General features: G+C 60.5%; 20 protein-coding genes. 7 read left to right on the forward strand and 13 right to left on the reverse strand.

Annotated features, from left to right (window positions below; all coding sequences use genetic code 11):
• Positions 1–98: 98 nt before the first annotated feature.
• On the forward strand, positions 99–1,571 hold the full coding sequence (locus ACXJKE_RS13060) for a cryptochrome/photolyase family protein (protein ID WP_457281036.1): 1,473 nt from the start codon (positions 99–101) through the stop codon (positions 1,569–1,571).
• 83 nt (positions 1,572–1,654) lie between these two features.
• Here the strand turns inward: ACXJKE_RS13060 and ACXJKE_RS13065 are convergent, their stop codons facing one another.
• The 6 genes from ACXJKE_RS13065 to ACXJKE_RS13090 form a co-directional block, all read right to left on the reverse strand.
• Positions 1,655–7,837: an Hpt domain-containing protein gene (locus ACXJKE_RS13065; protein WP_457281037.1), complete on the reverse strand. Its 6,183-nt coding sequence runs from the start codon at positions 7,835–7,837 to the stop codon at positions 1,655–1,657.
• Positions 7,838–7,905: 68 nt separating this feature from the next.
• Complete coding sequence (locus ACXJKE_RS13070) at positions 7,906–10,197, reverse strand: methyl-accepting chemotaxis protein (protein WP_457281038.1); 2,292 nt, start codon at positions 10,195–10,197, stop codon at positions 7,906–7,908.
• A gap of 31 nt (positions 10,198–10,228) precedes the next feature.
• A complete protein-coding gene (locus ACXJKE_RS13075) occupies positions 10,229–10,759 on the reverse strand; it encodes a chemotaxis protein CheW (RefSeq protein WP_092131850.1) in 531 nt (176 codons plus the stop codon).
• A 21-nt stretch (positions 10,760–10,780) separates the two neighbouring features.
• On the reverse strand, positions 10,781–11,146 hold the full coding sequence (locus ACXJKE_RS13080) for a response regulator transcription factor (protein ID WP_007864987.1): 366 nt from the start codon (positions 11,144–11,146) through the stop codon (positions 10,781–10,783).
• Entirely contained in the window at positions 11,146–11,544 is a 399-nt protein-coding gene (locus tag ACXJKE_RS13085; RefSeq protein ID WP_457281039.1) for a response regulator, read from the reverse strand. Before ACXJKE_RS13085 ends, ACXJKE_RS13080 begins: the two co-directional genes overlap by 1 nt.
• 73 nt (positions 11,545–11,617) lie before the next feature.
• The gene (locus tag ACXJKE_RS13090; RefSeq protein WP_092131853.1) at positions 11,618–11,791 is read right to left on the reverse strand and encodes a rubredoxin; all 174 of its coding nucleotides are present in this window, start codon (positions 11,789–11,791) and stop codon (positions 11,618–11,620) included.
• Positions 11,792–11,873: 82 nt separating this feature from the next.
• Between ACXJKE_RS13090 and thiD the strand changes: the two genes are divergently transcribed.
• Positions 11,874–12,839: a bifunctional hydroxymethylpyrimidine kinase/phosphomethylpyrimidine kinase gene (thiD, locus tag ACXJKE_RS13095; RefSeq protein ID WP_457281040.1), complete on the forward strand. Its 966-nt coding sequence runs from the start codon at positions 11,874–11,876 to the stop codon at positions 12,837–12,839.
• On the forward strand, positions 12,820–14,160 hold the full coding sequence (hemL, locus tag ACXJKE_RS13100) for a glutamate-1-semialdehyde 2,1-aminomutase (protein ID WP_457281041.1): 1,341 nt from the start codon (positions 12,820–12,822) through the stop codon (positions 14,158–14,160). The genes thiD and hemL overlap by 20 nt, the downstream gene beginning before the upstream one ends.
• A 242-nt stretch (positions 14,161–14,402) precedes the next feature.
• On the opposite strand, the gene purH is transcribed toward hemL, so the two are convergent.
• From purH to dusB, 3 genes are read right to left on the reverse strand one after another with little or no spacing between them, the layout of a single operon-like run.
• Positions 14,403–15,986: a bifunctional phosphoribosylaminoimidazolecarboxamide formyltransferase/IMP cyclohydrolase gene (gene purH, locus ACXJKE_RS13105; protein WP_457281042.1), complete on the reverse strand. Its 1,584-nt coding sequence runs from the start codon at positions 15,984–15,986 to the stop codon at positions 14,403–14,405.
• Positions 15,987–16,044: 58 nt separating this feature from the next.
• On the reverse strand, positions 16,045–16,281 hold the full coding sequence (locus tag ACXJKE_RS13110) for a Fis family transcriptional regulator (RefSeq protein WP_348047983.1): 237 nt from the start codon (positions 16,279–16,281) through the stop codon (positions 16,045–16,047).
• A complete protein-coding gene (gene dusB / locus ACXJKE_RS13115; RefSeq protein ID WP_457281639.1) occupies positions 16,278–17,366 on the reverse strand; it encodes a tRNA dihydrouridine synthase DusB in 1,089 nt (362 codons plus the stop codon). Before dusB ends, ACXJKE_RS13110 begins: the two co-directional genes overlap by 4 nt.
• A gap of 143 nt (positions 17,367–17,509) precedes the next feature.
• Between dusB and ACXJKE_RS13120 the strand changes: the two genes are divergently transcribed.
• On the forward strand, positions 17,510–17,992 hold the full coding sequence (locus ACXJKE_RS13120) for a YqaA family protein (RefSeq protein ID WP_457281043.1): 483 nt from the start codon (positions 17,510–17,512) through the stop codon (positions 17,990–17,992).
• 15 nt (positions 17,993–18,007) lie between these two features.
• Here the strand turns inward: ACXJKE_RS13120 and ACXJKE_RS13125 are convergent, their stop codons facing one another.
• The 3 genes from ACXJKE_RS13125 to ychF form a co-directional block, all read right to left on the reverse strand.
• On the reverse strand, positions 18,008–18,745 hold the full coding sequence (locus tag ACXJKE_RS13125) for an rRNA pseudouridine synthase (protein WP_457281044.1): 738 nt from the start codon (positions 18,743–18,745) through the stop codon (positions 18,008–18,010).
• A gap of 41 nt (positions 18,746–18,786) precedes the next feature.
• Positions 18,787–19,143: a RidA family protein gene (locus tag ACXJKE_RS13130; protein ID WP_457281045.1), complete on the reverse strand. Its 357-nt coding sequence runs from the start codon at positions 19,141–19,143 to the stop codon at positions 18,787–18,789.
• 192 nt (positions 19,144–19,335) lie between these two features.
• Positions 19,336–20,427 (reverse strand): redox-regulated ATPase YchF, encoded by a 1,092-nt coding sequence (gene ychF, locus ACXJKE_RS13135; protein ID WP_457281046.1) that lies wholly within the window; start codon positions 20,425–20,427, stop codon positions 19,336–19,338.
• A gap of 64 nt (positions 20,428–20,491) precedes the next feature.
• Between ychF and ACXJKE_RS13140 the strand changes: the two genes are divergently transcribed.
• Positions 20,492–22,339, forward strand: coding sequence for a sensor domain-containing diguanylate cyclase (locus ACXJKE_RS13140; protein WP_457281047.1), 1,848 nt, complete (start codon positions 20,492–20,494; stop codon positions 22,337–22,339).
• Here the strand turns inward: ACXJKE_RS13140 and ACXJKE_RS13145 are convergent.
• The gene (locus ACXJKE_RS13145; RefSeq protein ID WP_457281048.1) at positions 22,327–23,238 is read right to left on the reverse strand and encodes an MOSC domain-containing protein; all 912 of its coding nucleotides are present in this window, start codon (positions 23,236–23,238) and stop codon (positions 22,327–22,329) included. The genes ACXJKE_RS13140 and ACXJKE_RS13145 overlap by 13 nt on opposite strands.
• A gap of 93 nt (positions 23,239–23,331) precedes the next feature.
• On the opposite strand from ACXJKE_RS13145, the gene ACXJKE_RS13150 reads away from it, so the two are divergent.
• Both ACXJKE_RS13150 and ACXJKE_RS13155 read left to right on the forward strand, forming a co-directional pair.
• A complete protein-coding gene (locus ACXJKE_RS13150; protein ID WP_457281049.1) occupies positions 23,332–24,453 on the forward strand; it encodes an FAD-dependent monooxygenase in 1,122 nt (373 codons plus the stop codon).
• A 27-nt stretch (positions 24,454–24,480) separates the two neighbouring features.
• Positions 24,481–25,197, forward strand: a complete 717-nt coding sequence (locus ACXJKE_RS13155) for a DsbC family protein (protein WP_457281050.1) — start codon at positions 24,481–24,483, stop codon at positions 25,195–25,197.
• Positions 25,198–25,214: the final 17 nt, after the last annotated feature.

Raw genomic sequence — 25,214 nt, forward strand, 5'->3', positions numbered from 1 at the left:
ACGCCGGACGGGACGGCGCGGGGAGCCCACCCTGCCAGCCGCCCGCCAATCCGCGGGGGATCTAAGGCCGGATAGCCGCTTTTCGCTACGATGGCCGGATGCACAAGAAGTATGAAACGGGGTTAATGTGGTTCAGGCGCGACCTGCGGGTTCAGGACAACGCCGCTCTGTACCACGCGCTGAAGTCATGTAAGCAGGTGTATTGCGCACTTGTTTTTGACAAAGCCATTCTGGAGGCTTTGCCTCGAACTGACCGCCGCGTGGAATTCATACGGGAATCGGCACTGAGCCTGGATGGTCAACTGGAGAAGCTGGGCGCAGCGGCTGGCAGCCTAGGCGTCGGCCTGTTGACGGCCCATCACGATGCCGTGGACGCGGTGGTGCGGCTGGCGGCAGAGCTGGGCGCCGATGCCGTCTTTGCCAATCACGATGACGAGCCGCGGTCGCTGGCGCGCGACGCCGCAGTACAAGCGGCGCTCGAGGCCGGGGGCAAGGGCTTTTACAGCTTCAAGGACCACGTTATTTTTGAACGCCAGGAGGTGCTGACCCAGGCGGGCAAGCCTTACACCGTGTTCACGCCTTACAAAAATGCCTGGCTGAAGAAGGTGGACGACTTTTATCTCAAGCCTTATCCCGTCGAAAAGTATGCTGCGGCCCTGGCGTCCGTATCGACAAGCCGACGTCCGGTCCCATCACTGGGTGACCTGGGGTTTGAGGTCAACAACCTGACGGCGCTGAAAATTCCCACGGGCAGCGAAGGCGGTGCCCAGCTTTTGGGGGATTTCGTTGGCCGCATGGCGCAGTACAAGGAGGTACGCGACTTCCCTGCCGTCAAGGGCCCGAGCTACCTGGGCGTGCACCTTCGGTTCGGCACAGTGTCGATACGGCACATGGCTGCGTTCGCTTTAAACGCTGCAAAGCGAGGGAATGAAGGTGCCGCCACCTGGCTCAGCGAATTGATCTGGCGTGATTTTTACGCGCAGATCCTTGCCAATTTTCCGCACGCCGTCGGCAACGCGTTCAAGCCGGACTATGACGCGATACAGTGGGAGAGCGGCGATAAAGCCCAAGTGCTTTTCCAGGCCTGGTGCGAAGGCCGGACGGGCTACCCGCTGGTGGACGCGGCAATGGCCCAGATCAACCAGACGGGCTATATGCACAACCGCCTGCGCATGGTGACTGCCAGTTTTCTGGTGAAAGACCTTGGCATCGACTGGCGTTGGGGCGAACGTTACTTTGCCGAAAAGCTCAACGACTTTGACCTGTCGGCCAACAACGGCGGCTGGCAGTGGGCGGCAAGCACTGGTTGTGACGCGCAGCCTTATTTTCGCATCTTCAACCCGGTCAGCCAGAGCGAGAAGTTCGACGCCGCGGGTAAATTTATTCGCAAATACCTGCCGGTGCTGGCACAGCTGCCAGACAAGGCTTTGCACAGCCCTTGGCTAGCGAACCCGCTGGAGCTGGCCGCCGCGGGCGTGGTGTTGGGCCAAAACTACCCGACGCCCATCGTGCAGCACGACGAAGCGCGGGCGCTGACGCTGCAGCGCTATGCGGTCGTAAAAAAGGCCTGAGAGGAACTCTCAGGCCTTGCTATTATTTTAGGAGCTGCTTGCGCACGTTCTGCCTGGACTACAGCCTGATTTGGCTGTTTTTCTCAGGCAGAAGCGGCGGTTTCGGCGGCGCAGTAGTGGCGCACCAGACTCATCAACTCTTCTTCAGAGAACGGTTTGCCCAGATAGTGGTCGACGCCCAGCTCCTTGGCATGTTCACGGTGCTTCTCGGCGATGCGGGACGTGATCATGATGATGGGCAGGTTATTGAGGCGCACGTCAGCCCTGATGTTGCGCGCCAGGTCAAAACCATCCATACGCGGCATTTCGATATCTGACAGCACCACGGCTGGCCGCTCTTCCTGCAGGCGTTCAAGCGCTTGCAGACCGTCGGCCGCCATGGAGACACGGTAGCCTTCACGCTGAAGCAGGCGTTGCGTAACCCGGCGAACCGTAATGGAGTCATCGACCACAAGAATCAACGGGATCTGCGGGGCGACAGGTGCCGACATCGTCGTTTTCGCGACGCTGCCGCTGCCGCCGTCGGTGGTTGCCGCGGTAGCGCCGGAGCCTTCAAGCATGTGCGGCTCGGCCCGGTCTGAACTCCATGCGCGCGCCTGCTGGCCATACACGGAAGCCAGCGCAACCGGGTTGTAAATCAGCACGACCGCACCGGAAGCCAGCACTGACATACCGGCCAGGCCAGGCAAACGGGACAACTGGGGGCCCAGGTTCTTGACCACAACCTCCTGGTTGCCCAACACTTCATCGACGTGCAGGGCAATGCGCTGTGCGGCGCTTCGGAAGATCACGACCGGTGTGGTTTTGCCCTGGGCTTCGGCGCTGTGGTGCGAGGCCTGCAGCAATGCGCCGGACCAGAAGAAGGGCATCGACTCACCGGCAATCTCCAGTGTGCCGGTGTTATAGGCTTGCTGCAGTTCTTTGGCCGAAGCGCGCCTGACGGTTTCCACAACGTTGGCAGGTACGCCGATTGAGAGATTGCCCGAGCGGATCATCACCACCTGCGTCACAGCAGTAGTCAGCGGGAGTACCAGCTTGAAGTGCGTTCCCTGACCGGCGACGGTGGAGGTTTCGATCCGGCCACCGAGCGCGTTGACTTCAGAGCGGACCACATCCATACCGATGCCGCGTCCTGCCAGCTCGGTCACTTGCGCGGCCGTAGAGAAGCCGGGCATGAAAATCAGGTTCGCGGCGTCGCCGTCTTCCAGCGGTTGATCAGCCGTGATCATCCCGAGGCTGACGGCCTTTTCGCGGATACGTGCCAGGTTCAAGCCGGCGCCGTCATCGCTGAAGTCAACCGAAACGTCGTTACCTTCCTGGCGCAAGTGAACGGTGATCAGGCCGACCGGGTCCTTGCCCGCATCGGTGCGAACCTGCGTACTTTCAATACCGTGGGCCACGCAGTTACGCAGCAAGTGCTCAAAGGCCGGCGTCATACGGTCCAGCATGCCGCGGTCCATTTCCATGGTGCCGCCCAGCAAGTCCAGGCGGACCTGCTTGCCGGTTTCCTTGGAAGCCTGGCGCACCACGCGGTAAAGACGCTCGGAGATGCCTTCGAACTCCACCATGCGGGTACGGAGCAAGTCGCGCTGCAGCTCTCGGGTCTGGCGAGCCTGAGCGATCAAGTCGTCTTCGGTGGCTTCCACCGTGCGCTGCAAGGTGCGCTGCACGGTTGCCACGTCATTCACCGACTCGGCCATCATTCGCGTCAGTTCCTGCACGCGGGTAAAGCGGTCGAACTCCAGCGGGTCGAACCCTGCCTGCGCTTCCTTGGCCTGAGCCAATCGCGACTGCATCTGGGTTTCAGCCTGCAACTCAATGTCCCGCAGCTGCTGGCGCAAGCGGTTCAAGTTACCGCTCATGTCGTTCAGCGAGCCCCGGAGCTGGCTGAGTTCGGCTTCCAGCCGGGAGCGCGTGATCATGACCTCACCAGCCTGATTCACCATGCGGTCAAGCAACTGGGAGCGCACGCGGATCGAGGCGTTGGCCGCCTGTCGCAGCGGCTGCATGGCCATGGTCTGCGGCGCAGGCACCGTGAGCTTGCGGCCCGCACCCACGGCAACCGGAGCGGCGCTCTCGGCTGGAGTTTCCTGTGCATCCACAATTGGGGCGGGCTTGTCCTGCGTGGTCGACTTCAGTACGGGCTCAACGGCCGCAATAGGCGCAACAGGCGTAATAGGCGTAAGCGTGACGGGGGCAGCCGCAGCAGCCGCATCAGCTCGGCGCAAGGCCTCAAATGTCGCTTCCATGGCGTCAAAACGCGTCATCAGGGGTTCGAATTCCTGGGTTGAAGCCGCATCAGAGCCGAGATGTTCGATTTCGGACTCAATCCGGTGAGCCATTTCGCCTAGCCGCAATGCACCTGCCAGCCGGGCGCTGCCTTTGAGCGTGTGAAGTGCGCGCAGGACTTCCATGCGTGCGCCCTGATTATCAGGACGTGAAGACCACTGCCGCAGTGCGCCCCCCAGCTGGGGCATGAGTTCTGCAGCCTCTTCTTCAAAAATCGGGAACAGGTCGGGATCAATCGCATCGACCGCATCGATTTCGTCGTCCTCGTCTTCCTCGAAGTTCGAGTTCACTGGTGCAGCCATGGTCGCTACCAGCCGGGCAGGCGGGGAGACGACAGCCGCAGGGGGAGGCACCGGCGTGACCTGAGCGGGGACCGGCATTTCAATTGCCTGAGCCAGGATCACTTCTGGTTCTGGCTCCGGTGAGCGCACTGGCTCTACAGAGACCGTTTCAACCTCCACCGATTCGGGGGAGAAGTCAAAGTCGGAAAAATCGTTACCCGGGGGCAAAACCGAATCAGAGAAATCGAGTTGCTTTAGCCTGTCAAGGATGGTTGCATCCGCCTCCTTGAGAAACCCGGCGGCAAATTGGTGCAGAAGCCGGCGGATGTCTTCCGCTGCATCAACAAATACCTGGCCATACCTGGCAGCGCCATTGCTGTGATGAACGCTGGACTGCTGCAAAGCCTGTTCAAGCGCCCGAGCCATTCCGGACAGGGCATGGAACCCGACAGTCGCGGAACTTCCCGCGAGGGAATGGGCCAGGGCGACGGTAGAGTCGCTGACCGGCTGGTTCAGCTCGAGCGCCCATTCGGCCACTTCAGTCACAAGCCGGCGTGACCATTCATCAGCTTCATTCAGATAGACGTTGTAAAGCGGAATTCCAATGCGCAAGGCACCGATGACCTTGACCTGTTCGTCACCATTGCCATCCAATGGCAGCACACTGTCAGTTGCATCGACATCATCCGTCTTCAGAACTTCGGCAGCCTGCAGGTGTTGCGGTTGCCCGGCCAGATCGGCGCCTTCGGCCGCTGTCGACAATTGTTGCTGCCCCTCAGGGGTGAAGTCAAAAACCACAGGCGCCGACTGTTCGGCCGCCACAGGCTCTGCCTGAAAGTGCTTGTCGAAATCCGCGTCCGACAGTTCGATCGCTTCTGTTGCATCCATCTCCGGGGACGCGAACGGCTCCGCCGCAGCGGGCTGCGTTGACGCAGGTGTTGTACCAGCCGTCGCAGAAACCGCGGACAGACTGCCGAAATCAATGCCTTCAATTTCTGCCACAGACGGACCTGCAGGCTCCACAGGGCTCGCGATCGCAGCTGTACCTTCCGACTCAAACATGAGGTCAAAATCCAAATCCGTCACGACGGCCGGGTCGGCAACAGGTTCAGCACCAGCAGTCTCGGGAACACCTGAATCCAGCTCCAGCTCAGGTGCCAGCGCTGTTGGCATTGCTGCCGCCACGGCGACCACAGGAACCTCGGCAATATCGACTACGGCAGTCACCAGGGGGCTGTAACGGCCCTCGGTGCGCATTGCATCGGCGCTGGCACGGAAAGTAGACGCCGACCACGAGCCATCGCGATTTCCTGCAATGTCTTCAATCCACTTTGCAAAACCGCCCATGGCTTCCAGCGACAAAGCCCGGAATTCATCCGTGGCAACCTTCTGGTCCGCCAGCCAGCTATTGAGCATCTGCTCAAGCGACCACGCCGCCTCGCCGAACTCGTTGAGCCCCACCATGCGGGAACTGCCCTTGAGCGTATGAAAAGCACGCCGCAAAACCGTGAGTTGAGATACATCGGCCGGATCATTGACCAGTGCAGCCAAAGCTTGCTGGCCGTTGCCGACAACTTCGCGTGCCTCTTCAAGAAAGATGTCACGGAGATCGTCTTCTTCAAAATCATCCGACGCGGCCGGGCTCTCAGGCGCCGCCTGCACCGGCGTTACGGCAAATGCCAAGGTCGTCAGCGCCTCCGCGGCAACACTCGCGTTGCTTCCGGAAACAGCGACGGCGGCTTCGCGCGCACTTTGGGCAAGCGCAGGCTGTTCGGCCAGCGCCGCATGCGTGGCCAGCGTGTCAAGTTTGAGCGTGAGGTTGTGGTCAGTTTCGCCAAGACCCGCATCCTGCACAACAGAAATCACTTCCTGTGACAGCACATCATTGTTGACCGTGACAGAGGTCGCCGCACTGGCGGCGTTCTGGGTACGGCCCATCAAAGGTTTGAGCTCGCCTTTTTCCGCGTCATAAACAAACAGTTTTTTCGCCAGCGCCGGCTGGTAATTCAACATGTCGATAAGGAAACTCAAGGCGCCAAGGTTGTTTCCGAGGTGCTCGAATGTTCCAGCCGCACGCGCGAGCTGTTCATCAATTTCAGTGACCAGCATCTGCTCGACGCTGTCTCGCATGCGCAGCACGGCGTGCGAGGCCTGGTCAAGCCCCAGTACCGACAGCACGCCACGCATTTGTGAAAGCTGGCCGGGCACGGATTGAAGCGCGACTTTGTCCTGCGGGTTGCGAAAAAACACATCAAGTGATTTTTCAAGCTCACCCAGCGACACACGCAACTCACCGACTACGCTGCCCATGGTCTGCTTGTCGCTGACCCGGCGATACAGCTCTTCCATCCAGCCTTCCAGGGGCTGTGGCTCACCGCCTGCACGGACGCCTTCCAGCCGCTCAGCAAGATTGGCTGTTCTCACAGCCAGCTGGGGATCGTTGGGATCCAGGTCATCAAAAGCGGCTTCAAGGTAAAGCACGGAGGTGGCCACTTCCATGGCCAGTTCTATTCCAGGGGCCTGACCAGACCGGACCGTCGTATCCACGGCGCGAGTCAATGCCTGCGCAAGTGGTTCGCTGGGCGGATGAAGCTTGAGCAGAGAATCCGTGACGAGGCTGAACTGGTCCGTCACGGACTTGAATTTATTGGCGTCCCCGGCGGAAAGCGACGACCAGGTTTCTTTCGCAGACGTGATGCGCTTGCGGGCCTGGGCGAGCAGAGCCGGATCAAAACGTCCGAACTGAACGAGCTCATAGTCCACCGGTTTGAAGCGGTTGAGACCATAGGCTGACCGGACTGCCGAAAGCGCAGGCGTGTCGCTGGCACGGGGAGAAACAGCCTGTGAACAGAAGAAGAGCAAATCCTGCGCCAGCCGATCAGATACCCCCGTATCACCCTTGGCAAGCGAGGCATACTGCATCAGGATTCGTGATGCAGCTCGCCGTACATAGATGTCCGACCCGAGCAACTCATGCGCGACCGCTTCGAAATAAGCCGCCGCGATCTTCCAGAATATCCTGGGTTGGCGGTCCGCCTGTCTGGCCGCAAATCCGAGGCTGAGCTCCTTCATTTTTTTGGCTGCCTGCGGTGCCTTACCCTTCATGATTTGAAGCACCGATTGATCCATGACAGCGCGAGCACCATCATCGTAATTGCGGGGCTCCGCTGTCGTCGCCAGTTCCGGCTCCAGCCAGCGCCACTCAAGCGGCCACAAGTCAGCCGGATGAATGCGGTCGGCCCGCACCAATTCCTGCACATCACGGTATTGGGGGAAAAGCGAAACGGGCGACACGGGCTTGTCGGCCAGCACACCTTCCAGATACTCGGTCAGCGCAAAACTGGCGCGTTCGATTTTGCCGGCAGCGTCCTGGCTGCATTGCTCAGGTTGCTGCACAAATTTCTGTACCGCAGCTTCCATCGCCCGCAACACCAACGCTGGCCCGGCAAGGCCCACCATTTCAAGCGCGCCCACGGCCTGATGCAGTTGCTGCCGTGCGATGCGCAACTGGCTGGCATCAAGCGCCGCAAGATCGGACCCACGCGCGGCTTCCGCGTCCCGCACAAAACGCTTCAGCGCTTTGGCAGCACCGTCCAGCGACTTGCGAAGTTCGTCAAGTACCCAGGCCAGGGGGCCCAGGTCATTGACAGCGAGGTCGAGCTCGGCAGCTGTTGAGTTCGGGACGTTGGATTGCATAGATAACGGGCCGGTTCAGGAATCGGTGTCAGGGGCGAAAGCTGCGTTCAGCGCACGACAAGCTGGCATCAGGCGATCTTGAATCGGGACACCGACTGGCGCAGCTCTTCAGCCATGCGGGAAAGGTCTCGCACCTGCTGTGCCGTGGAACGGGTACCTTCTCCCGTTTGCTCCGTCACTGCGAAAATGTGCTGAATGTTGCCGGCCACCACGTTCGCCGATGCGGCTTCGCGGGAGGCGGAGTTTGAAATCTGCTCAATCAGGTCAGCAAGCCGGCGTGACACCTGGTCAATCTCGGTCAGCGCGGTACCCGCGTTATCGGACAGCTTGGCCCCTTCAACCACACCCTGCGTGGAGCGTTCCATAGCGGCCACGGCATCCTGCGTGTCGGTCTGAATGGCTTTCACCAGGGCCGAAATCTGGCGCGTAGCATCTGCGGAACGTTCAGCCAGTCGCTGCACCTCTTCCGCAACCACGGAGAAGCCTCGCCCGGCTTCACCGGCCGACGCGGCTTGAATGGCGGCGTTCAGTGCCAGCACGTTGGTCTGTTCGGTAATGTCTGAAATCAGTTCGGTAATTTCACCAATCTCCTGCGAGGACTCACCGAGTCGCTTGATCCGCTTGGAGGTTTCCTGAATCTGGTCGCGGATGGAGTTCATACCGCCGATGGCGTTCTGCACAGCCTGCAGGCCGGATTCGGCGGCTGTCAGCGATTGGCGCGCCACCTGGGAAGATTCCTGCGCCTGCGTGGACACCTCGTTAATTCGGGATGCCATGTCAAGCACCGACTGGCCGGTTTCACGAATCTCGCGCAGCTGCTCAGTGGACGCTGCCAGCAGTTCGGTCGAGGTACTTTCCACCTGGGCCGTCGTTTGCGCAACGCGGGTCGCCGTGTTCTGTACGTTACCCACCAGCTGCCGCAACTCTTCAACCGTGTAGTTCACCGAGTCGGCGATAGCGCCGGTAATGTCTTCGGTCACGGTCGCTTCCTGCGTCAAGTCACCTTCAGCCACTGTCTGCAACTCATTCATCAAACGCAAAATGGCGGCCTGGTTGGCGTCGTTGACGCGCTTGGCGTCCTGCTCCTGTCCTTTAGCTTCCTGTCGCTGGGTTTCAGCAACCGCCTGGCGCTGCTTGCTGTCCTCCACCTGCAGCTTGGCCAGGCCGGCTGCGCACAATAGCGCAAAGGTAGCAGCACCCGCAAGGATGGCCAGCGACAAAACGCTCAGGCCGGTCTGCAACGACAACTTGCCCTGCAAATCCTCAAGGCCTCGGCGAAGGGGCTCGCTGTCCGCAATAATCGAAGATTGCGCTTCACGAGCAGACACCAGACCCTGCAAGTTACCCAAAATGGCACCGGCTTGCACACGGGTTTGCTCATAGAGCGCCATCAGGGCTTCCAGCCGCTCGCGCGTTTGCGGATCTTTGGAGCCGGCCAGGCGCAACTCGGGGCTGCCTTCTTGCAAACCCTGAGCAATTTCCTTGAACGAGTTCAAATCCTTGCCCAGCAGGAACACGGCTTCAGGGCTCACGCCCTCCATGGTCAGGAACTCATTGGCAGACTTACCAATCCGCTGGGTCAACATCACCAGCTGACCGGATGCCGAAATTTCAGCCGGCGCCGCATTCTGCTGGAGTTTGAGTGATGACACAGTTTCTGCAATTTCCAGCAAATCCGAAGACTGGCGGTTAATGGTGCGCAGGGCGTTGCCCACCTGGGTCAGAATATTTTGCTGGCCCATCACGGTTTTCGCGTTCTTTTCAGCGCGCTCCATGAAAGGCGTGACCTTTTCCACGTCAGATTGCAGATCATCGCTCACAGGCGCCAGACGCAGAGTTTCTTCACCGGATTTCAGGCCACGCACGGTTTTGGCCAGTACATCAGAACTCTCACGCACGTCAGGGAAGGCCTGGGCACTGCCCACCAGCGCCTGAGACACCGATTTCGCCAGACGCTGCGACTGCATCAATGACTGTCCGGTAGCCGCCACCTGTTGGGCTACTTTGTCCGCCTGGCTCAGCGCCAGAAAAGTCACCGTACCCAGGACAGCCACCGCGACGGCAAGGAAAAACACCAGCACCCGCTGATGCTGACCGATGGTCCTGCGGCCCAATAAAGGCAGACGCAGCAGCTCTTGATTTACCGCAGGTGCGCCGTCCTCGGCGGTCGCCATGCGGCTGGGCGCGAAAGCATCGTCACTACCGCCCGGCTGCCGAACCGCCGCGGTCTGAAGCGAAGCCTGATCCATGGCTCCGGTCGCAAGAGGATCTGGCGTACCGACGGAAGCCATGTCCATGCTGTCCTCAGGCTGATCGGGCTTGGTTTTAAATAGCTTCTGGATATTTTCAATAACAGACATGGTGAGCCTTCCGGGAGAGAAACAGTGTGCGCTATGCGCCTATCGTCAAAAAATGCGCTTGCTGGGCAAGCAACTGAAGGTTGATTTCCTGCCAGGTTGCACCATTGAGGTCAACGTACTGGTTGCCAAAGAAATCGGGCGCGTCGGGCGCTTTTTCGGAAAAATCACTGAACGCCTCCTGATTGCGCAGCCCGGACAGCTTGTCGATCAGCAATGCGCAGTTAACTTCCAGGGCGCTGTTGAGTGCAACAAGCCTGGAATCCGTGCGTGCAAGTTCGTTTTTGGGAGGGGGTGCTTTGCCGCTGACGTAACTCGCCAGATCCACGACGCCAAACAGGCCACCGCGCAAATTGGCAACACCGGCGAACCAGGCTTGCGTATACGGAACAGGCTGCGTACTGACCCAAGGGAAAATCTCACCGGATTGGCTCAGGGGAAACAGGTATTTCTTCCCGCCGGCCTCCACGGCCAGCCAGGACGCGGCAACGCCTTGCGTCCGCGCAATCTGCAACCTGTCGGCCAGCCGGGTTTGTAGCTCTCTAAGTGCTTGTCTGTTCGCCATGCTTTGGTTTTACGCCGTAAATCAGCCAAGGGCCTTGATTTTGGCCATCAGCTCATCAGCATCCACCGGCTTGGTGATGTAGTCGCGGGCGCCCTGCCGCATACCCCAGACACGGTCAGTTTCCTGGTTCTTGCTGGTGCACATCATGATGGGGATATCCGAGTACAACGGGTCGCGCGTGATGGCGCGCGTCAGCTGGAACCCGTTTTGCCCCGGCATCACCACATCCATCAGGATCAGCTCGGGCTTGTCTTCCGCCAGGCGGCGAAATGCGTCTTCTGCATTTTCAGCAGTTTTGACGGTGAAACCATTTTTGACCAGCAGATCGGTCAAGAACATCAATTCGGTTTTGGAGTCGTCAACTACCAGTATTTTCTTGATTGCCATCACACTACTCCTTGTTTAGCGCTGCCGAGATCCTGTACGGTCTGCAGCAGCTGATCTTTTGTAAAAGGCTTGGTCAGGTAGTCTTGCGAACCCACCATACGACCCCGCGCCTTGTCGAAAACGCCGTCTTTTGAGGACAGCATGACGATCGGGACACCAGCAAACTTTGCGTTGCGCTTGATAATCGCACAGGTTTGATAGCCATCCAGGCGGGGCATCAAAATGTCGCAGAAAATCAGGTTGGGTTCGTAGTCGTTGACCTTGGACAGGGCATCAAACCCGTCTTCGGCCAGCAATACTTCATGCCCCCCCTGCTTCAGGAATATCTCGGCGCTGCGCCGAATGGTATTGCTGTCATCGATGACCAAAACCTTCAGTCCGGAACTGGGAATACTCACTGCCTATGCTCCTCATGTTGCAGGCCCTCGGCAACTGCCGGCCTGCGATTGTCCAGGCAAGTGCCTAAGACGCTTAAATCTGAACCATTTCAAAGTCTTCCTTGCGGGCTCCGCATTCGGGACAGGTCCAGTTCATGGGCACTTGCGCCCATGGCGTCCCGGCGGCAATCCCGTGTTCGGGCGCACCGGCAGCTTCGTCGTAAATCCACCCACAAATTAAACACATCCACGTCATTGATTGAGTCACAGCTTAAGTTGCCTTCGAATAGAATGCAACAATTGTATCGAGGCGGCGTTGCTTATTCGCGTACAAGGCAAAATCGCAGCCTATGGCAAACCCCAAAAATCCTCAACTGGACAGCCGACAACTCCAAATCGAGGATACCGACGCATCGCCGGCTTGCGTCATGACATTCAACGCCAACGACCCCAGCGGAGCGGGCGGACTGACTGCGGATATTGCATCGATCACCTCTGCCGGAGCCCACGCGCTGGCAGTTGTAACAGGTGCTTATGTGCGCGACACGGCCGAAATTTTCGACCATTTTTCATTCGACGAAGAGGCTGTAACCGACCAGGCCCGCTCGGCGCTGGAAGACATGGCGGTATCCGCCATCAAGGTCGGATTTGTCGGCAGCCCCGAGAACATCAGCACCATTGCCGAGATCGCCTCGGACTATGCCGATGTGCCGCTGATCGCCTATATGCCCAACCTGTCGTGGTGGGAAGAAAGCGAAATCGACAGCTATCTGGACGCCTTTCGCGAGCTGATGCTGCCGCAAACCACAGTGTTGGTCGGCAACCACAGCAGCCTGTGGCGCTGGCTGCTGCCGGACTGGTCCGGGGAGCGCAATCCCTCGGCTCGGGACATTGCCAAGGCCGCCGCCGACCTGGGTGTTCCCTACACGCTGGTCACCGGAATCCCCATGCCCGACCAGTTCATCGACAACGTGCTGGCCACGCCGCAAGCCGTGCTTTACAGCGAGAAATTCGAACGTTTCGAGGCGGTCTTTGCCGGTGCAGGCGATACGCTGTCTGCGGCCCTTTGCGCACTGCTGGCCAACGGCCATGACCTGCAGGCGGCCACCTCCGAGGCACTGACTTACCTGGACCACAGCCTGGATGCCGGCTTTCATCCCGGCATGGGCAATATCGTGCCGGACCGCCTGTTCTGGGCACAGGCTGATGTCGATGAATCCGAAGACGAAGCGGCCGATGCCGAGACTGGCGATGACGCCGCCCTGGTTTTGAAGACTGAAATTGACCTGCCCCCCAATGGAACAACCAAACACTAAGCCCCCTGCCAAACCCCTTTCCGCCGAACTTTCCCGCAACAACGCGCTGTTTGAGCGCGCCAAAAAACTGATCCCCGGCGGCGTCAACTCCCCGGTTCGGGCCTTCAAGGCGGTAGGCGGCACACCCCGTTTTATCCAGCGCGCACAGGGCGCCTACTTCTGGGATGCGGACGGCCAGCGTTATATCGACTACATCGGTTCCTGGGGTCCCATGATCCTGGGCCACGGCCATCCGGCGGTGGTAGAAGCCGTGCAAAAAGCCGTGCTGGAAGGCTTTTCCTACGGCGCACCGACCGAACGCGAAGTCGAGCTCGCCGAAGAAATTGTGCGCCTTGTGCCTTCGCTCGAAATGGTGCGCCTGGTGAGCTCTGGCACCGAGGCGGCCATGAGCGCGATCCGCCTGGCGCGCGGCGCCACGGGCCGCAGCAAGATCATCAAATTTGAAGGCTGCTACCACGGCCATGCCGATGCGTTGCTGGTCAAGGCCGGTTCGGGCCTGGCCACTTTCGGCAATCCGACCAGCGCCGGCGTGCCGCCCGAAGTGGTGCAACACACCCTGGTGCTCGAGTACAACCACCTCACCCAGCTCGAAGAAGCCTTCGCCCTGCACGGCAAGGACATCGCCTGCCTGATGATCGAGCCGATTGCCGGCAACATGAACTTTGTGCGAGCCAGCGTGCCCTTCATGAAACGCTGCCGCGAACTGTGTACGCAGCACGGTGCCCTGCTCGTGTTCGACGAGGTCATGACCGGCTTTCGCGTGGCGCTGGGTGGCGCCCAAAGCGTTTACGCCCGCAGCATTCCCGGCTTCAAGCCCGACATGACGGTCATGGGCAAGGTGATAGGCGGCGGCATGCCGCTGGCCGCCTTTGGCGGCACGCGTGCCGTGATGGAGCAACTGGCACCGCTGGGGCCGGTCTACCAGGCGGGCACGTTGTCAGGCAACCCCGTGGCCACCGCCTGCGGCCTGGCAACCTTGCGCGAGATCGCCAAACCCGGCTTTTACGAAGCCCTGGGCGCCCGAACCCGCAGCCTGGTCACCGGCCTCACGCAGGCTGCCGGCAAGGCCGGTGTGCCGTTTTGCGGTGACAGCGAAGGCGGTATGTTCGGCTTTTTCCTGCTCGGCCAATTGCCGCAGAACTACGCCACGGTCATGACGACCGACAGCCCTGCGTTCAATCGCTTCTTTCATGCGATGCTGGACAGCGGGGTGTATTACGCGCCGGCGCTGTATGAAGCGGGCTTTGTGAGTTCGGCGCATACGGACGCGGATATAGAGGCCACCGTGGCCGCAGCAGCGAAGTTCTTTGCTGCTGGCTGAAGCCGGCTTCACGCCGGCCATTTCTTGCCTACTCGGGCTCTAGGCCAATGGGGACGTGCGCAAGCAGCTATTAAATCAATAGCAAGTATTCATTGACATGAGGGTTGATGGCGCGTGGCAGGTTCTTGCCCCGCCTTTGGTCCGCTCACAAGAACGGGAAAGAAGCACCAATTGCTATCAATTTGATAGCTGCTCGCGCCCATTCCCATTGAGCTATCGATCAAAAACCCTTAAAACGTGACTTAATGCCGGAAGTGCCGGACCCCTGTCAGCACCATCACCACTTCGCGCTCGTCGGCTGCCGCGATAACCTCGTCGTCCCGCATGCTGCCACCGGGCTGGATCACGCAGGTCGCGCCGGCGTCCACCACCACGTCGAGGCCGTCGCGGAAAGGGAAAAAAGCGTCGCTCGCCACTGCTGAGCCCTGCAGCGTCAGCCCGCCGTTGGCGGCCTTGATGGAGGCGATGCGCGCCGAATCGATGCGGCTCATCTGGCCGGCGCCGACGCCCAGTGTCATGCCGTCCTTGCAAAAGATGATGGCGTTGGACTTGACGTACTTCGCGACCTTCCAGGCAAACAGCATGTCATGCAGCTGCTCCTGCGTCGGCTGCAGCTTGCTGACGACTTTCAGGTCGCCGATGGCCAGTTCGTGGTTGTCTGCGGTCTGCATCAACAGGCCCGAGCCAACGCGCTTGACGTCCATCAGGTTGCGGCCCTGCTTCCAGGCCGTGTCGCCGCCGGGCGGCAGGTCAATCTGCAAAATCCGCACGTTGACCTTGGTCTTGAATACTTCCAGCGCTTCGGGTGTGAAGGCGGGCGCCATCAATACTTCAACAAACTGCTTGGAAATCTGCTGCGCGGCGCGCTCGTCGAGCGGGCAATTGAGGGCAATGATGCCGCCGAAGGCCGAAGTCGGATCGGTCTTGAAGGCCTTGCTGTAGGCCTCCAGGCCGTCTTTGCCCACGGCCACGCCACAGGGGTTGGCATGCTTGACGATCACGCAGGCCGCACCGTCCTTGAGCAGGTCAAAACTCTTGACGCATTCCCAGGCGGCGTCGGCGTCGGCGATGTTGTTGTAAGAGAGCTCTTTGCCCTGCAGTTGTTTGGCCGTCACCAGCGAGCCGGGTGCGGGATACAGATCGCGGTACAGCGCAGCTTGCTGGTGCGAGTTTTCGCCGTAGCGCAGGTCCTGCACTTTCACGAAACGCCCGTTGGCCTGGCCGGGGAACATGCCGTGGCTGCCGTCGGCCTGGATGCCCGAGAGATAGTCGCTGATCGCGCCGTCGTACTGGCTGATGCGGTTGAATGCCGCTACCGACAAGGCGAACTTGGTCTTGTCGGTCAGTTTTCCACCGGTTTTCAATTCGGCCAGCACACCTTCATACTGCGAGGCATCGGTCAGCACGCCGACATCCTTCCAGTTCTTGGCCGCCGACCGCACCATCGCGGGGCCGCCGATGTCGATGTTTTCAATCGCATCTTCCAGCGTGCAGCCAGGCTTGGCGACCGTCGACTCAAACGGATAAAGATTGACCACCAGCAAGTCGATGGTGTCAATGCCGTGGGTTTTCAGCGCGGCCATGTGCTCCGGCACATCGCGCCGGGCCAGCAGGCCTCCGTGGATCTTCGGGTGCAGCGTCTTGACACGGCCGTCGAGCATTTCCGGAAACCCGGTGTGGTCGGCGACTTCGGTCACAGGCAGGCCGGCGTCAGCCAGCAGCTTGGCCGTGCCGCCCGTGGACAGCAGCTTGATGCCCAGGGCATGCAGCGCCTGCGCGAATTCGAGGATGCCGGTTTTGTCCGAAACGGAAATCAGTGCGTTCATTTTTGTCTTCTCTAAAGAGGATGGCCGGCGAAAGGGCCGGACCATGGGAGCGTGTTTTTTATTTGATGAGCTTGTGCTCAACCAGCTTCTTGCGCAGGGTGTTGCGGTTCAGGCCCAGCCATTCGGCGGCGCGCGACTGGTTTTGCTCGGCATGTTGCATGACAACTTCCAGCAGCGGTTTTTCCACCACCTTGACCATCATCTCGTACATGCCGTCGGGCTCGGTGCCACGCAGGTCCTTGAAATAGCCTTCCAGGCTGGTGCGTACGCACTCTTCGATATGTTTTTTGCTCATGCAGCAGCTTCTTCCTGATTTTCCTGATTTTTATCTTTGTCCGCCCGTGCCTGCATAGGCGCACCCTCGTCATCCACCTCGGCGGCAGCGGCCGGAATCCGGTCCATCTGCGCGCCCAGCTCCTCAAAAAAAGCACTCACCGCCTTCAGTTGCGCTTCGCAGTCTTCCAGCAGGTTCATCTGCGCGCGAAACCCCTCACCGCCGGGCAAGGTCTTCACATACCAGCCGATGTGTTTGCGCGCCGTGCGCACGCCGGTGTATTCACCGTACAAATCGTAGTGGTCGCGCAAATGGTCCAGCAGCAGGCGTTCGACTTCTGCCACCAGCGGCGGCGCAAGATGCGTGCCGCTTGAAAGGAAATGCGAAATCTCGCGAAAAATCCACGGACGCCCCTGCGCTGCACGGCCGATCATCACGGCGTCAGCGCCGGTGTAAGCCAGCACATCGCGGGCCTTTTCAGGGCTGGTGATGTCACCGTTGGCCACCACCGGAATACGCAGCGCGGTTTTCACGGCGGCAATCGTGTCGTACTCGGCATACCCTTTGTAGCCCTGCTCGCGCGTGCGGCCATGCACGGTGATCATCTGCACGCCGGCGCTTTCGGCGGCGCGGGCAATCGCCAGGGCGTTCTTTTCAGCCTGGCACCAGCCGGTGCGCATCTTGAGCGTGACCGGCACGCCGTGCGGCACGCAGGCGGCGACCACGGCCTCCACGATCTGCAGCGCCAGGGGCTCGTCCTGCATCAGCGCCGAGCCCGCCCACTTGTTGCAAACCTTCTTGGCCGGGCAGCCCATGTTGATGTCGATGATCTGCGCGCCGCGGTCGATGTTGTAGGCGGCGGCCTCGGCCATCATCTGCGCGTCGGTGCCGGCGATCTGCACAGCGATCGGCGCGGCCTCACCCTCGTGGTTGGCTCGACGAGAGGTCTTCAGTGTGTTCCACAGGTCGCGGCGAGAGGTCACCATCTCGCTGACCGCATAGCCCGCACCGAGCTTCTTGCTGAGCTGGCGGAACGGCCTGTCCGTGACACCGGCCATGGGCGCGACAAACAAATTGTTTGCCAAAGCGTAGGGGCCGATGTTCATGGGAAGTGAGCGCTGCGAGGTTGCTGAAAAAGGAGGCACGATTGTACCTGCTCAAAATTTCAGCAATTGAAATTTGCACACGGAGTTGTAAGCGTCTTCCCGACACGGTGGCTGGCCCGTCTTGCCTATACTCAAATAGATATATGGAAGCCTGGATTCACCGCCTGATAGAACTTTTGGCCCTGCCCGAATACGGTTTGAGCACGGTATTTGTGGTTTCCTTCATCTCGGCCACGCTGTTGCCGCTGGGCTCGGAGCCGGTGGTCTTCGGCCTGGTCAAGCTCAACCCCGCCATGTTCTGGCCCGCGGTGCTGGTAGCAACTGCAGGCAACACGCTGGGCGGCGCGCTGGACTGGTGGATGGGTTACGGCGCCCACAAGGTGGTGGACAAATACCAGCATTCATCGCATCACGGCCGTGCAGTGCGATGGCTGGAGAAACTCGGCCCGAAAGCCTGCCTGCTGGCCTGGTTGCCGGTGGTCGGAGATCCGCTGTGCGCGGTCGCGGGTTGGCTCAAGTTTCCGTTCTGGCCCTGCCTGGCTTACATGGCGGTCGGCAAATTTTTGCGCTACTTTTTGATGACCGGCAGCCTGATCTGGGCCTTCCCAGGCGTGGTGACCGGCTAGGCACCAGAAGAAGGATCAGAAGCGCTCATGTGGCAGCAGGTAGCGCCACTGACCGGGTTGCAGCTGGCTCATCGCCACACGGCCGATACGCAGCCGTTTCATGCCTTGCACCTGAAGGCCAACGCTCTCGCACATGTAGGCAATCTGCCCCGGGACTTCACCCTTGAGGGCAAAGCGCAAGCGCTTTTCACTTTGCCAGCTCACCTTGGCCGGCGGCAACAAAACACCCTTGAAGGTAAACCCGTGGTCAACCCGGTTCAGCCGGTCCAGCCCGCCGGGTTTGATGTCACCGCTGACATCGACGATCACTTCATGCTCCATCACGCGCGTATCTTCGCGCAGCTTGCGCACCACGCGCCAGTCCTGCGTCAGCACGACCAATCCGCTGGCAGGTGTTGCCAGCGGCGTCACCAGTTCCGCCGTGGAGAAATGCTTCCTGAGCGGCCGGATGCCGGAGCGGTCGTCGGGCGATTGCGTGGCGGCCGACAGCAACCGGGCCACCTGCGCCGCGCCGCCATCGGAACTCGCGTCCTGACCGGCCGGCTTGTGCAGCAGCAAAGTCACCGGCGTCATCGCCAGCAGGCTCGCATCCTTGTCCAGCACGATGGCCTGGTCCGACACCCGGAACTGGGGCTCTTCGACAGTCACCCCGTCAACAGTAACCCACCCGCCTTCGATGTACTGCTCGGCTTCGCGGCGTGAACAGGACAGCATTTCAGCCAGGCGTTTGGCAAGGCGAACGGGTTCTGTCATCGCGGCGTGGCCTTCATGGCGGGTCAAGCGTGGATGAGAGATCAGCCTTGGGCCGCCACCACACCGATTTCCACGTGGTACTGCGGCGCAGCCAGGCGCGGGCTCATGACCGTGGCACGTGCGGGCGTGGCGCCGGGCACCACCCAGGTTTCCCAGGCACGGTTCATTTCACCGAAGCTGTCCATATCGGTCAACCAGATGGTGGCACTGAGCAGAAGCGACTTGTCGCTGCCGGCTGCTGCCAACAGGCGGTCGATATTGGCCAGGATGCTGAGAGTCTGCTCGTACACGCCGGAGCCGGCATCGTTGCCGGCCACCTGGCCTGCCAGGTAAACGGTTTTGTTATGGATAACGGCTTGGGACATGCGTGGGCCGGTTTCGATGCGCTGGATGGACATGGTGTTCTCTTTCTTTCTCAAAGCGAGGGTTTCGGGGGGGATGGCCTGCTCTGGCAAGCCGGTAACGGGGCCGCCACCCGATGGTGCGGGTCGTCGTGAGGTATTGTGGCGCGACTTCTTCCATGATGCCGCCACCGTGATGTCCAGGCCTCGCAGTAAATCGGCCCCAGGTTACCCGGGGGCCCTGGCAACTCAGCTGCTGAACAGGAAGTTCATCACGTCGCCATCCTTCACAACGTATTCCTTGCCTTCACTGCGCATCTTGCCGGCATCTTTGGCGCCCTGCTCGCCTTTGTAGGCGATGAAATCGGCAAACGCAATCGTCTGGGCGCGGATGTAGCCCTTTTCAAAATCGGTGTGAATGACGCCCGCGGCTTGCGGGCCGGTGTCGCCCACGTGGATGGTCCAGGCGCGCACTTCCTTCACGCCCGCGGTGAAATAGGTCTGCAGGCCTAGCAGCTTGTATGCCGCCAGGATGAGGCGGTTGAGCCCCGGCTCATCCTGGCCGATCTCCGCGAGGAACATCTTTTTGTCCTCTTCCTCCATGTCGGCCATCTCGGCTTCCATCTTGGCGCAGATCGCCACGACCGGCGCCTTTTGCTCTGCCGCGTAAGCCTTGAGGCGGTCCAGGAAGGGGTTGTTCTCAAACCCGTCCTCGGCCACGTTGGCCACAAACATGGCCGGCTTGGCGGTGATCAGGAAAAACTGGCCGAGCAGCGGCAGTTCTTCCTTGCTGAAGTCCACAGTGCGCACCGGCTTGCCTTCATTGAGCGCGGCCTGGCATTTCTCCAGGATGGCAACCAGCTTGACAGACTCCTTGTCGCCCGAGCGGGCCGTCTTGGTCACGCGGTGCAGGGCTTTTTCAACTGCTGCCAGGTCGGCCAGACAAAGCTCCGTCTGGATGACTTCGATGTCGGAAATCGGGTCCACCTTGCCGGCAACGTGGATCACGTTGTCATCTTCAAAGCAACGCACCACATTGACTGTGGCGTCGGTTTCGCGGATATGGGCCAGGAACTTGTTTCCCAGTCCCTCGCCCGTACTGGCGCCCGCCACCAGGCCTGCAATGTCCACAAACTCGACGATCGCCGGAACAATGCGTTCAGGCTTGACGATTTCAGCCAATTGCGCCAACCTCGGGTCGGGCACTTCCACGATGCCAACATTGGGCTCAATGGTGCAAAAGGGGTAGTTTTCAGCCGCAATCCCCGCTTTGGTCAACGCATTGAAAAGGGTGGATTTACCGACGTTAGGCAAGCCTACAATGCCGCACTTCAAACTCATGAGAAACCTTCAAAAACAGGCTGAGAAGTGTATTCGATGCGCGCCCGGCCGGGGTTGGAGCGCTTTGTGGCAGGCATTCGCCATCTTTGTGCTGGCCGGTTTTTTGGGTGTTCTGGCGCATCCTGCGCAGGCCCAGCCCATCGTGGCTTTAAACGACGCCAAGCCGACCCTGGACGTGGCAGCAGCGAGTTTGACATGGATTGACAGCGACGGCCAGGCCGGCATCGACCAATTGGCCGGCGGCCATCCAGGGGCCTTGTTCGTCCCCTCGGTTGCCGATACGGTGCATTCGCTCGGCCCGCACGCGGCGCTCTGGCTGCATTACCGTTTTGCCAGATCATCCGGCTCGCGCCAGGACTGGTTGCTTGAGTTTCCCCTGCCCCTGCTGGACCTGGCGACGGTGTACCAGCGTGCACCGTCGGGAGGGTGGATTGCCGAAACTGCCGGGGACACCGTGCCTGTCTCCAGCTGGCCGGAACCCGGCCGTTACGGGCATTTCCGCCTGAACCTGCCGGACAACGGCGTGCATGACGTGTATGTGCGTATACAGCACCAGACGGAGGTCAGCATTCCGGTTCGGGTCAGCACGCGAGGCAACCTGACGCAGCGACTTCAGCTGGAATACCTTGCGATTGGCGTGGTATTCGGCGCACTGGTGCTGTTGATCATTGCCTGCGTTGTCCAGAGCTGGGTTTACAGCGACCGGGCCTATGGGTGGTATTCCGTGTACGCCGTCATCATGGCCCTCGTCGTAGCGGCGTGGACGGGAGTGGCAGGCCATTTCCTCTGGGGCAACTTCAGCACCTGGAACAACATGGCGCAGGGCTTCCTCGCCATCCTGGGCGGCGGCTCGGCGCTGCTGGTCGTGCATCACCTGTGCGGCACCGGTTCACGCCACAAGTGGTTTGAGCGGCTGGCCTACTGGACAGGCATGGCCGGAGCGCCGCTGGCGCTGGCCTATCTCGTGCTGGAGCGCGGCCTGGGCATAGGCCTCCTCGCGACTTACCTGGTTGCCGTTGTCGCACTGGGAACAAGCCGGGCCTACATGACGTGGCGGCGCCACGATGTCGTGGGTTTCTGGGTACTGGCGGCTTTTTCCCCGCTGGGGCTGGTAACGCTCCTCACCGTCATCAGCATCCTGGGCCTGTTTTCCCTGTCGTGGCTGTCTCATTACGGCCTGATGGCAGCGCTGACCATTGAGGTGCCCCTGCTGCTGGTGGCGCTGAACACGCGTTCACATGAGCGCCACGCAGTGGAAGCGCGCGAGCAGGCCATGTCCAGCCAGGACGCCCTCACCGGCCTGCTTGCCGCACATCTTTTCCACGACCGCTTCAAACAGGTGGTGGGCCGGGCACAGCGCCACAAGGAGCCGGCGGCCGTGGTGTACATCGAGCTGGTCAATTACCGGTATATCAAGAAAACCTGGGGCACAGCGGTGGCCGAGCAAAGCCTGCTGCGAAGCGTGATCAAGTTGCGCCGGCTTCTGCGCGATGTCAACACCGTGGGGCGCATCGACGAGGCGCGCTTCGGCCTCATTCTTGAAGGCGTCGCATCACGCCCACCAGTCACCGACCTGGCGGCACGCCTGATCGCGGCCGGCCTCATGCCGCTCAAGGGTCTGAAACCGGAGGTCGTTCTGCAATTTCATGTCGCGGGCGTGCTGTTGAGCGAGCGCCTTGGCAGCCACGAGGAAATTTCCACGGCCCTGGCCGACCTGCTGCACAGCATGGCGGCTCGCACCCGCCGCCCCATCCGCTTTCTCGAACCGGAGTTGACACACCCCATGCCGCTGGACGCCGAATCAACGCTGGACAGCCTCTCAAGCGGTCCGCAGGCGCCGGAGGCGCTCCCTGCGTCCACGGCCGCCCACGCCCCGCCGCCCCTGCGGGCGGTCAAAAGTCATTCAAACTGATAACTCGCACCCACCGGCTGGCCCACCTTGAGCTGGTGGTCAATGCCCGTCAGCACAATGGCATTCATGCCGAACGTCAGCGCACCGTTCACCCGCGCATCCTGGCGATAGGTTTGCAGCATGTCGCCCACTTCCGGGCTGCTGACAGCCGTCGCGGGATCGATATTCGGAATCGGGCAACGCGGACAGGGCTTGACCGGCTTGAGCTGGACCACGCCTTGCGCCGTGGCAACCTGCAGTACCTCAATACGGTCCTCATCGTGCGGCGCCAGACTGTCGGCACCAGCGGCATCGCCCAGGACGATGTTTGGACGAAAGCGCTCCATGCCCACCGCGGAAGTGCCGGCGGCCACCAGCTTTTCGTTGAAATGCACCAATGAGGCTTCGCTGAGTACCAGCAACGGGTAACCGTCGCTGAACTGGTTAAGCGCTTCCACATCGCCGGTCCACTGCGGACTGCAAACCCGCTTGTGTTCGGGGTCAAACCGCACCAGGCGTGCAGTCTGGCCCAGGAAGTCGGTGAACCATTGCGCCGCGATGGCACCCATGTCATACGCCTGGACTTCGTCTTTCCAGACCTGCACGCGAACGGGCTCTTCCACCTGGTCCAGCGCAATGTGAAGGGCCAGCATGCCGGGCGCACGCAGCACCATGTCGTGGTACCTCAGCTGGGGCCTGATCAATGCCATGCGCGGCAATTCACGCTGGGTCAGAAATTCGCCCTTGCTGTCCACCACCATCCAGGCACGGTCAAATTCCAGCCCGGTTTCAGTCAGCAGGGCTTCCTGCACCTGCACGCCGGCACAGGATTTCACCGGATACACATAAAGGCGCGAAATCACGGCCCTGAGGTCAGAAGGTGCGTCGGCCGGTAATGTTTCGTTCAATGGATCGCTCACTTTTCAAGCCTTTAGGTTCAGATGCACGGCCAGAAACCGCGCAGTAATTGTTTGCCCAAGACGTCAATTTTGCCCTGCCTCCTAAAATGGGCCATGTCCAAGACCTTTGATGTCTGTATTCGCGGCGATGGTGTGGTAGGCCGCACGCTGGCCCTGCTGCTGGCGCGCGAGCGCCTGCGCGTAGCTTTGGTCACCAGGCCTGAAAGGCCGCCGGGGATGCACACCATGCCCGACGTGCGTGCTTACGCCCTCAACAGCGCGTCTCGCAGCGTGCTGGAAACCCTGCGCGCCTGGCCCGACGCGGCCTTTGCCACGCCGGTGGTCGAAATGCAGGTTTGGGGAGACAACGGCGGCAAGCTGGATTTCACGGCGCGCAGTGTCGGCCAGGAAGCGCTGGCCTGGATTGTGGAGGTCCCGGCGCTGGAGCAGCAATTGAGCCAGGCGGTTCGCTACCAGCCGCAAATCGAGACGGTGGACGCGCCTGCCAAGGCCGCGCTCAACGTAATCTGCGAAGGCCAGAAAAGCGCCAGCCGTGATGAGTTCGCCCAGATCCGGCCGGTCAACTGGACCATCAAGCCCTATCCGCAAAAGGCCGTCGCAGCACGGCTTGAGCTGGACAAGCCCCATGGCGGCATTGCCCGCCAGTGGTTTACCCACGGCGACATACTGGCTCTTTTGCCTTTATCGGGTGCCAACGGGAACTTGGCGGCGCTGGTGTGGTCTGTCCCTGTACAGCGGGCCGCCATGCTCGAAAAAATGCCCGCGGAAGAATTTTGTAACACCCTCAAGGCCGTGTGCGGCGAAGAGACAGGCAACCTGCGCCTGACGAGCGAGCGGGCAAGCTGGCAGCTTTCCCTGTCAAGCGCCGGGCACTGGGTCGGCCCCGGCTGGGCTTTGGCGGGCGATGCAGCGCATACGGTGCACCCGCTGGCCGGTCAAGGTTTGAACCTGGGCCTGGCCGATGCGGCTTGCCTGGCCGAGGTGATTTCGCAACGTGAGTATTGGCGCGGATTGGGTGATGAAAAACTGCTGCGGCGCTACGAAAGGGCCCGCAAGGCCGACGTAGCGGCAATGGGCGCGGTCACCGACGGTTTGCACGGCATTTTTGCGCAAACCGATGGGCGCTGGCAGGCCCTGCGCAATTGGGGCATGAAGGGGTTCGAGCGCAGCGGTTTGCTCAAGGCCTGGCTGACGCGGCAAGCAGCGGGTTTATGAACGACTGAGAAACAGACTGGAACTGAAATGAAAATAGTGAAATTGATCGGCCTGCTCAGTCTGGCGGCGTTCAGCCTGGTTCCTGTTTTTGCGCAGGAAGCCGTCATCCGCAAAAACCTGTCCGAGAAATTTCCGGCTTTTGCAAAAATCGATGAAGTCACCAAAACACCGATGAACGGCCTCTATGAGGTACGTATTGGCTTCGAAATTTTCTATACCGACGAGCAAGGTAACTACCTGTTGCAGGGTCAACTTCTCGATGTAAAAAACAAAAAAAACCTGACCGAGGAACGCATCGGGAAACTCAGCGCAGTCGATTTCGACAAACTCCCTTTGAAGGACGCTTTCAAGATTGTCCGCGGTGACGGGAAACGCAAGCTGGCGGTGTTTGAAGACCCAAATTGCGGCTACTGCAAACACTTCGAACGGGACCTGACCAACGTCGACAATGTCACCGTTTATCTCTTCCTGTACCCCGTGCTCGGACCGGACTCCGTCGCCAAGTCGCGCCACATCTGGTGTGCCAAGGACAAGGCAAAGTCATGGAACGACTGGATGCTGCGCAACACCGTGCCTGCGGCTGCCGAATGCGACATCTCGGCCATCAAGCGAAACCGCGAGTTTGGCCAAAAATACAATATCACCGGCACGCCCACCCTGATTTTTGCTGACGGATCCCGCGCGCCAGGCGCGGTCAGCGCCCAGGAAGTCGAAAAAATGCTGCTCAGTGCAAAAACTCCCTGAAAACGGGCCAGAAGGCC

The sequence above is a fragment of the Polaromonas sp. P5_D5 genome (genome assembly GCF_054049435.1).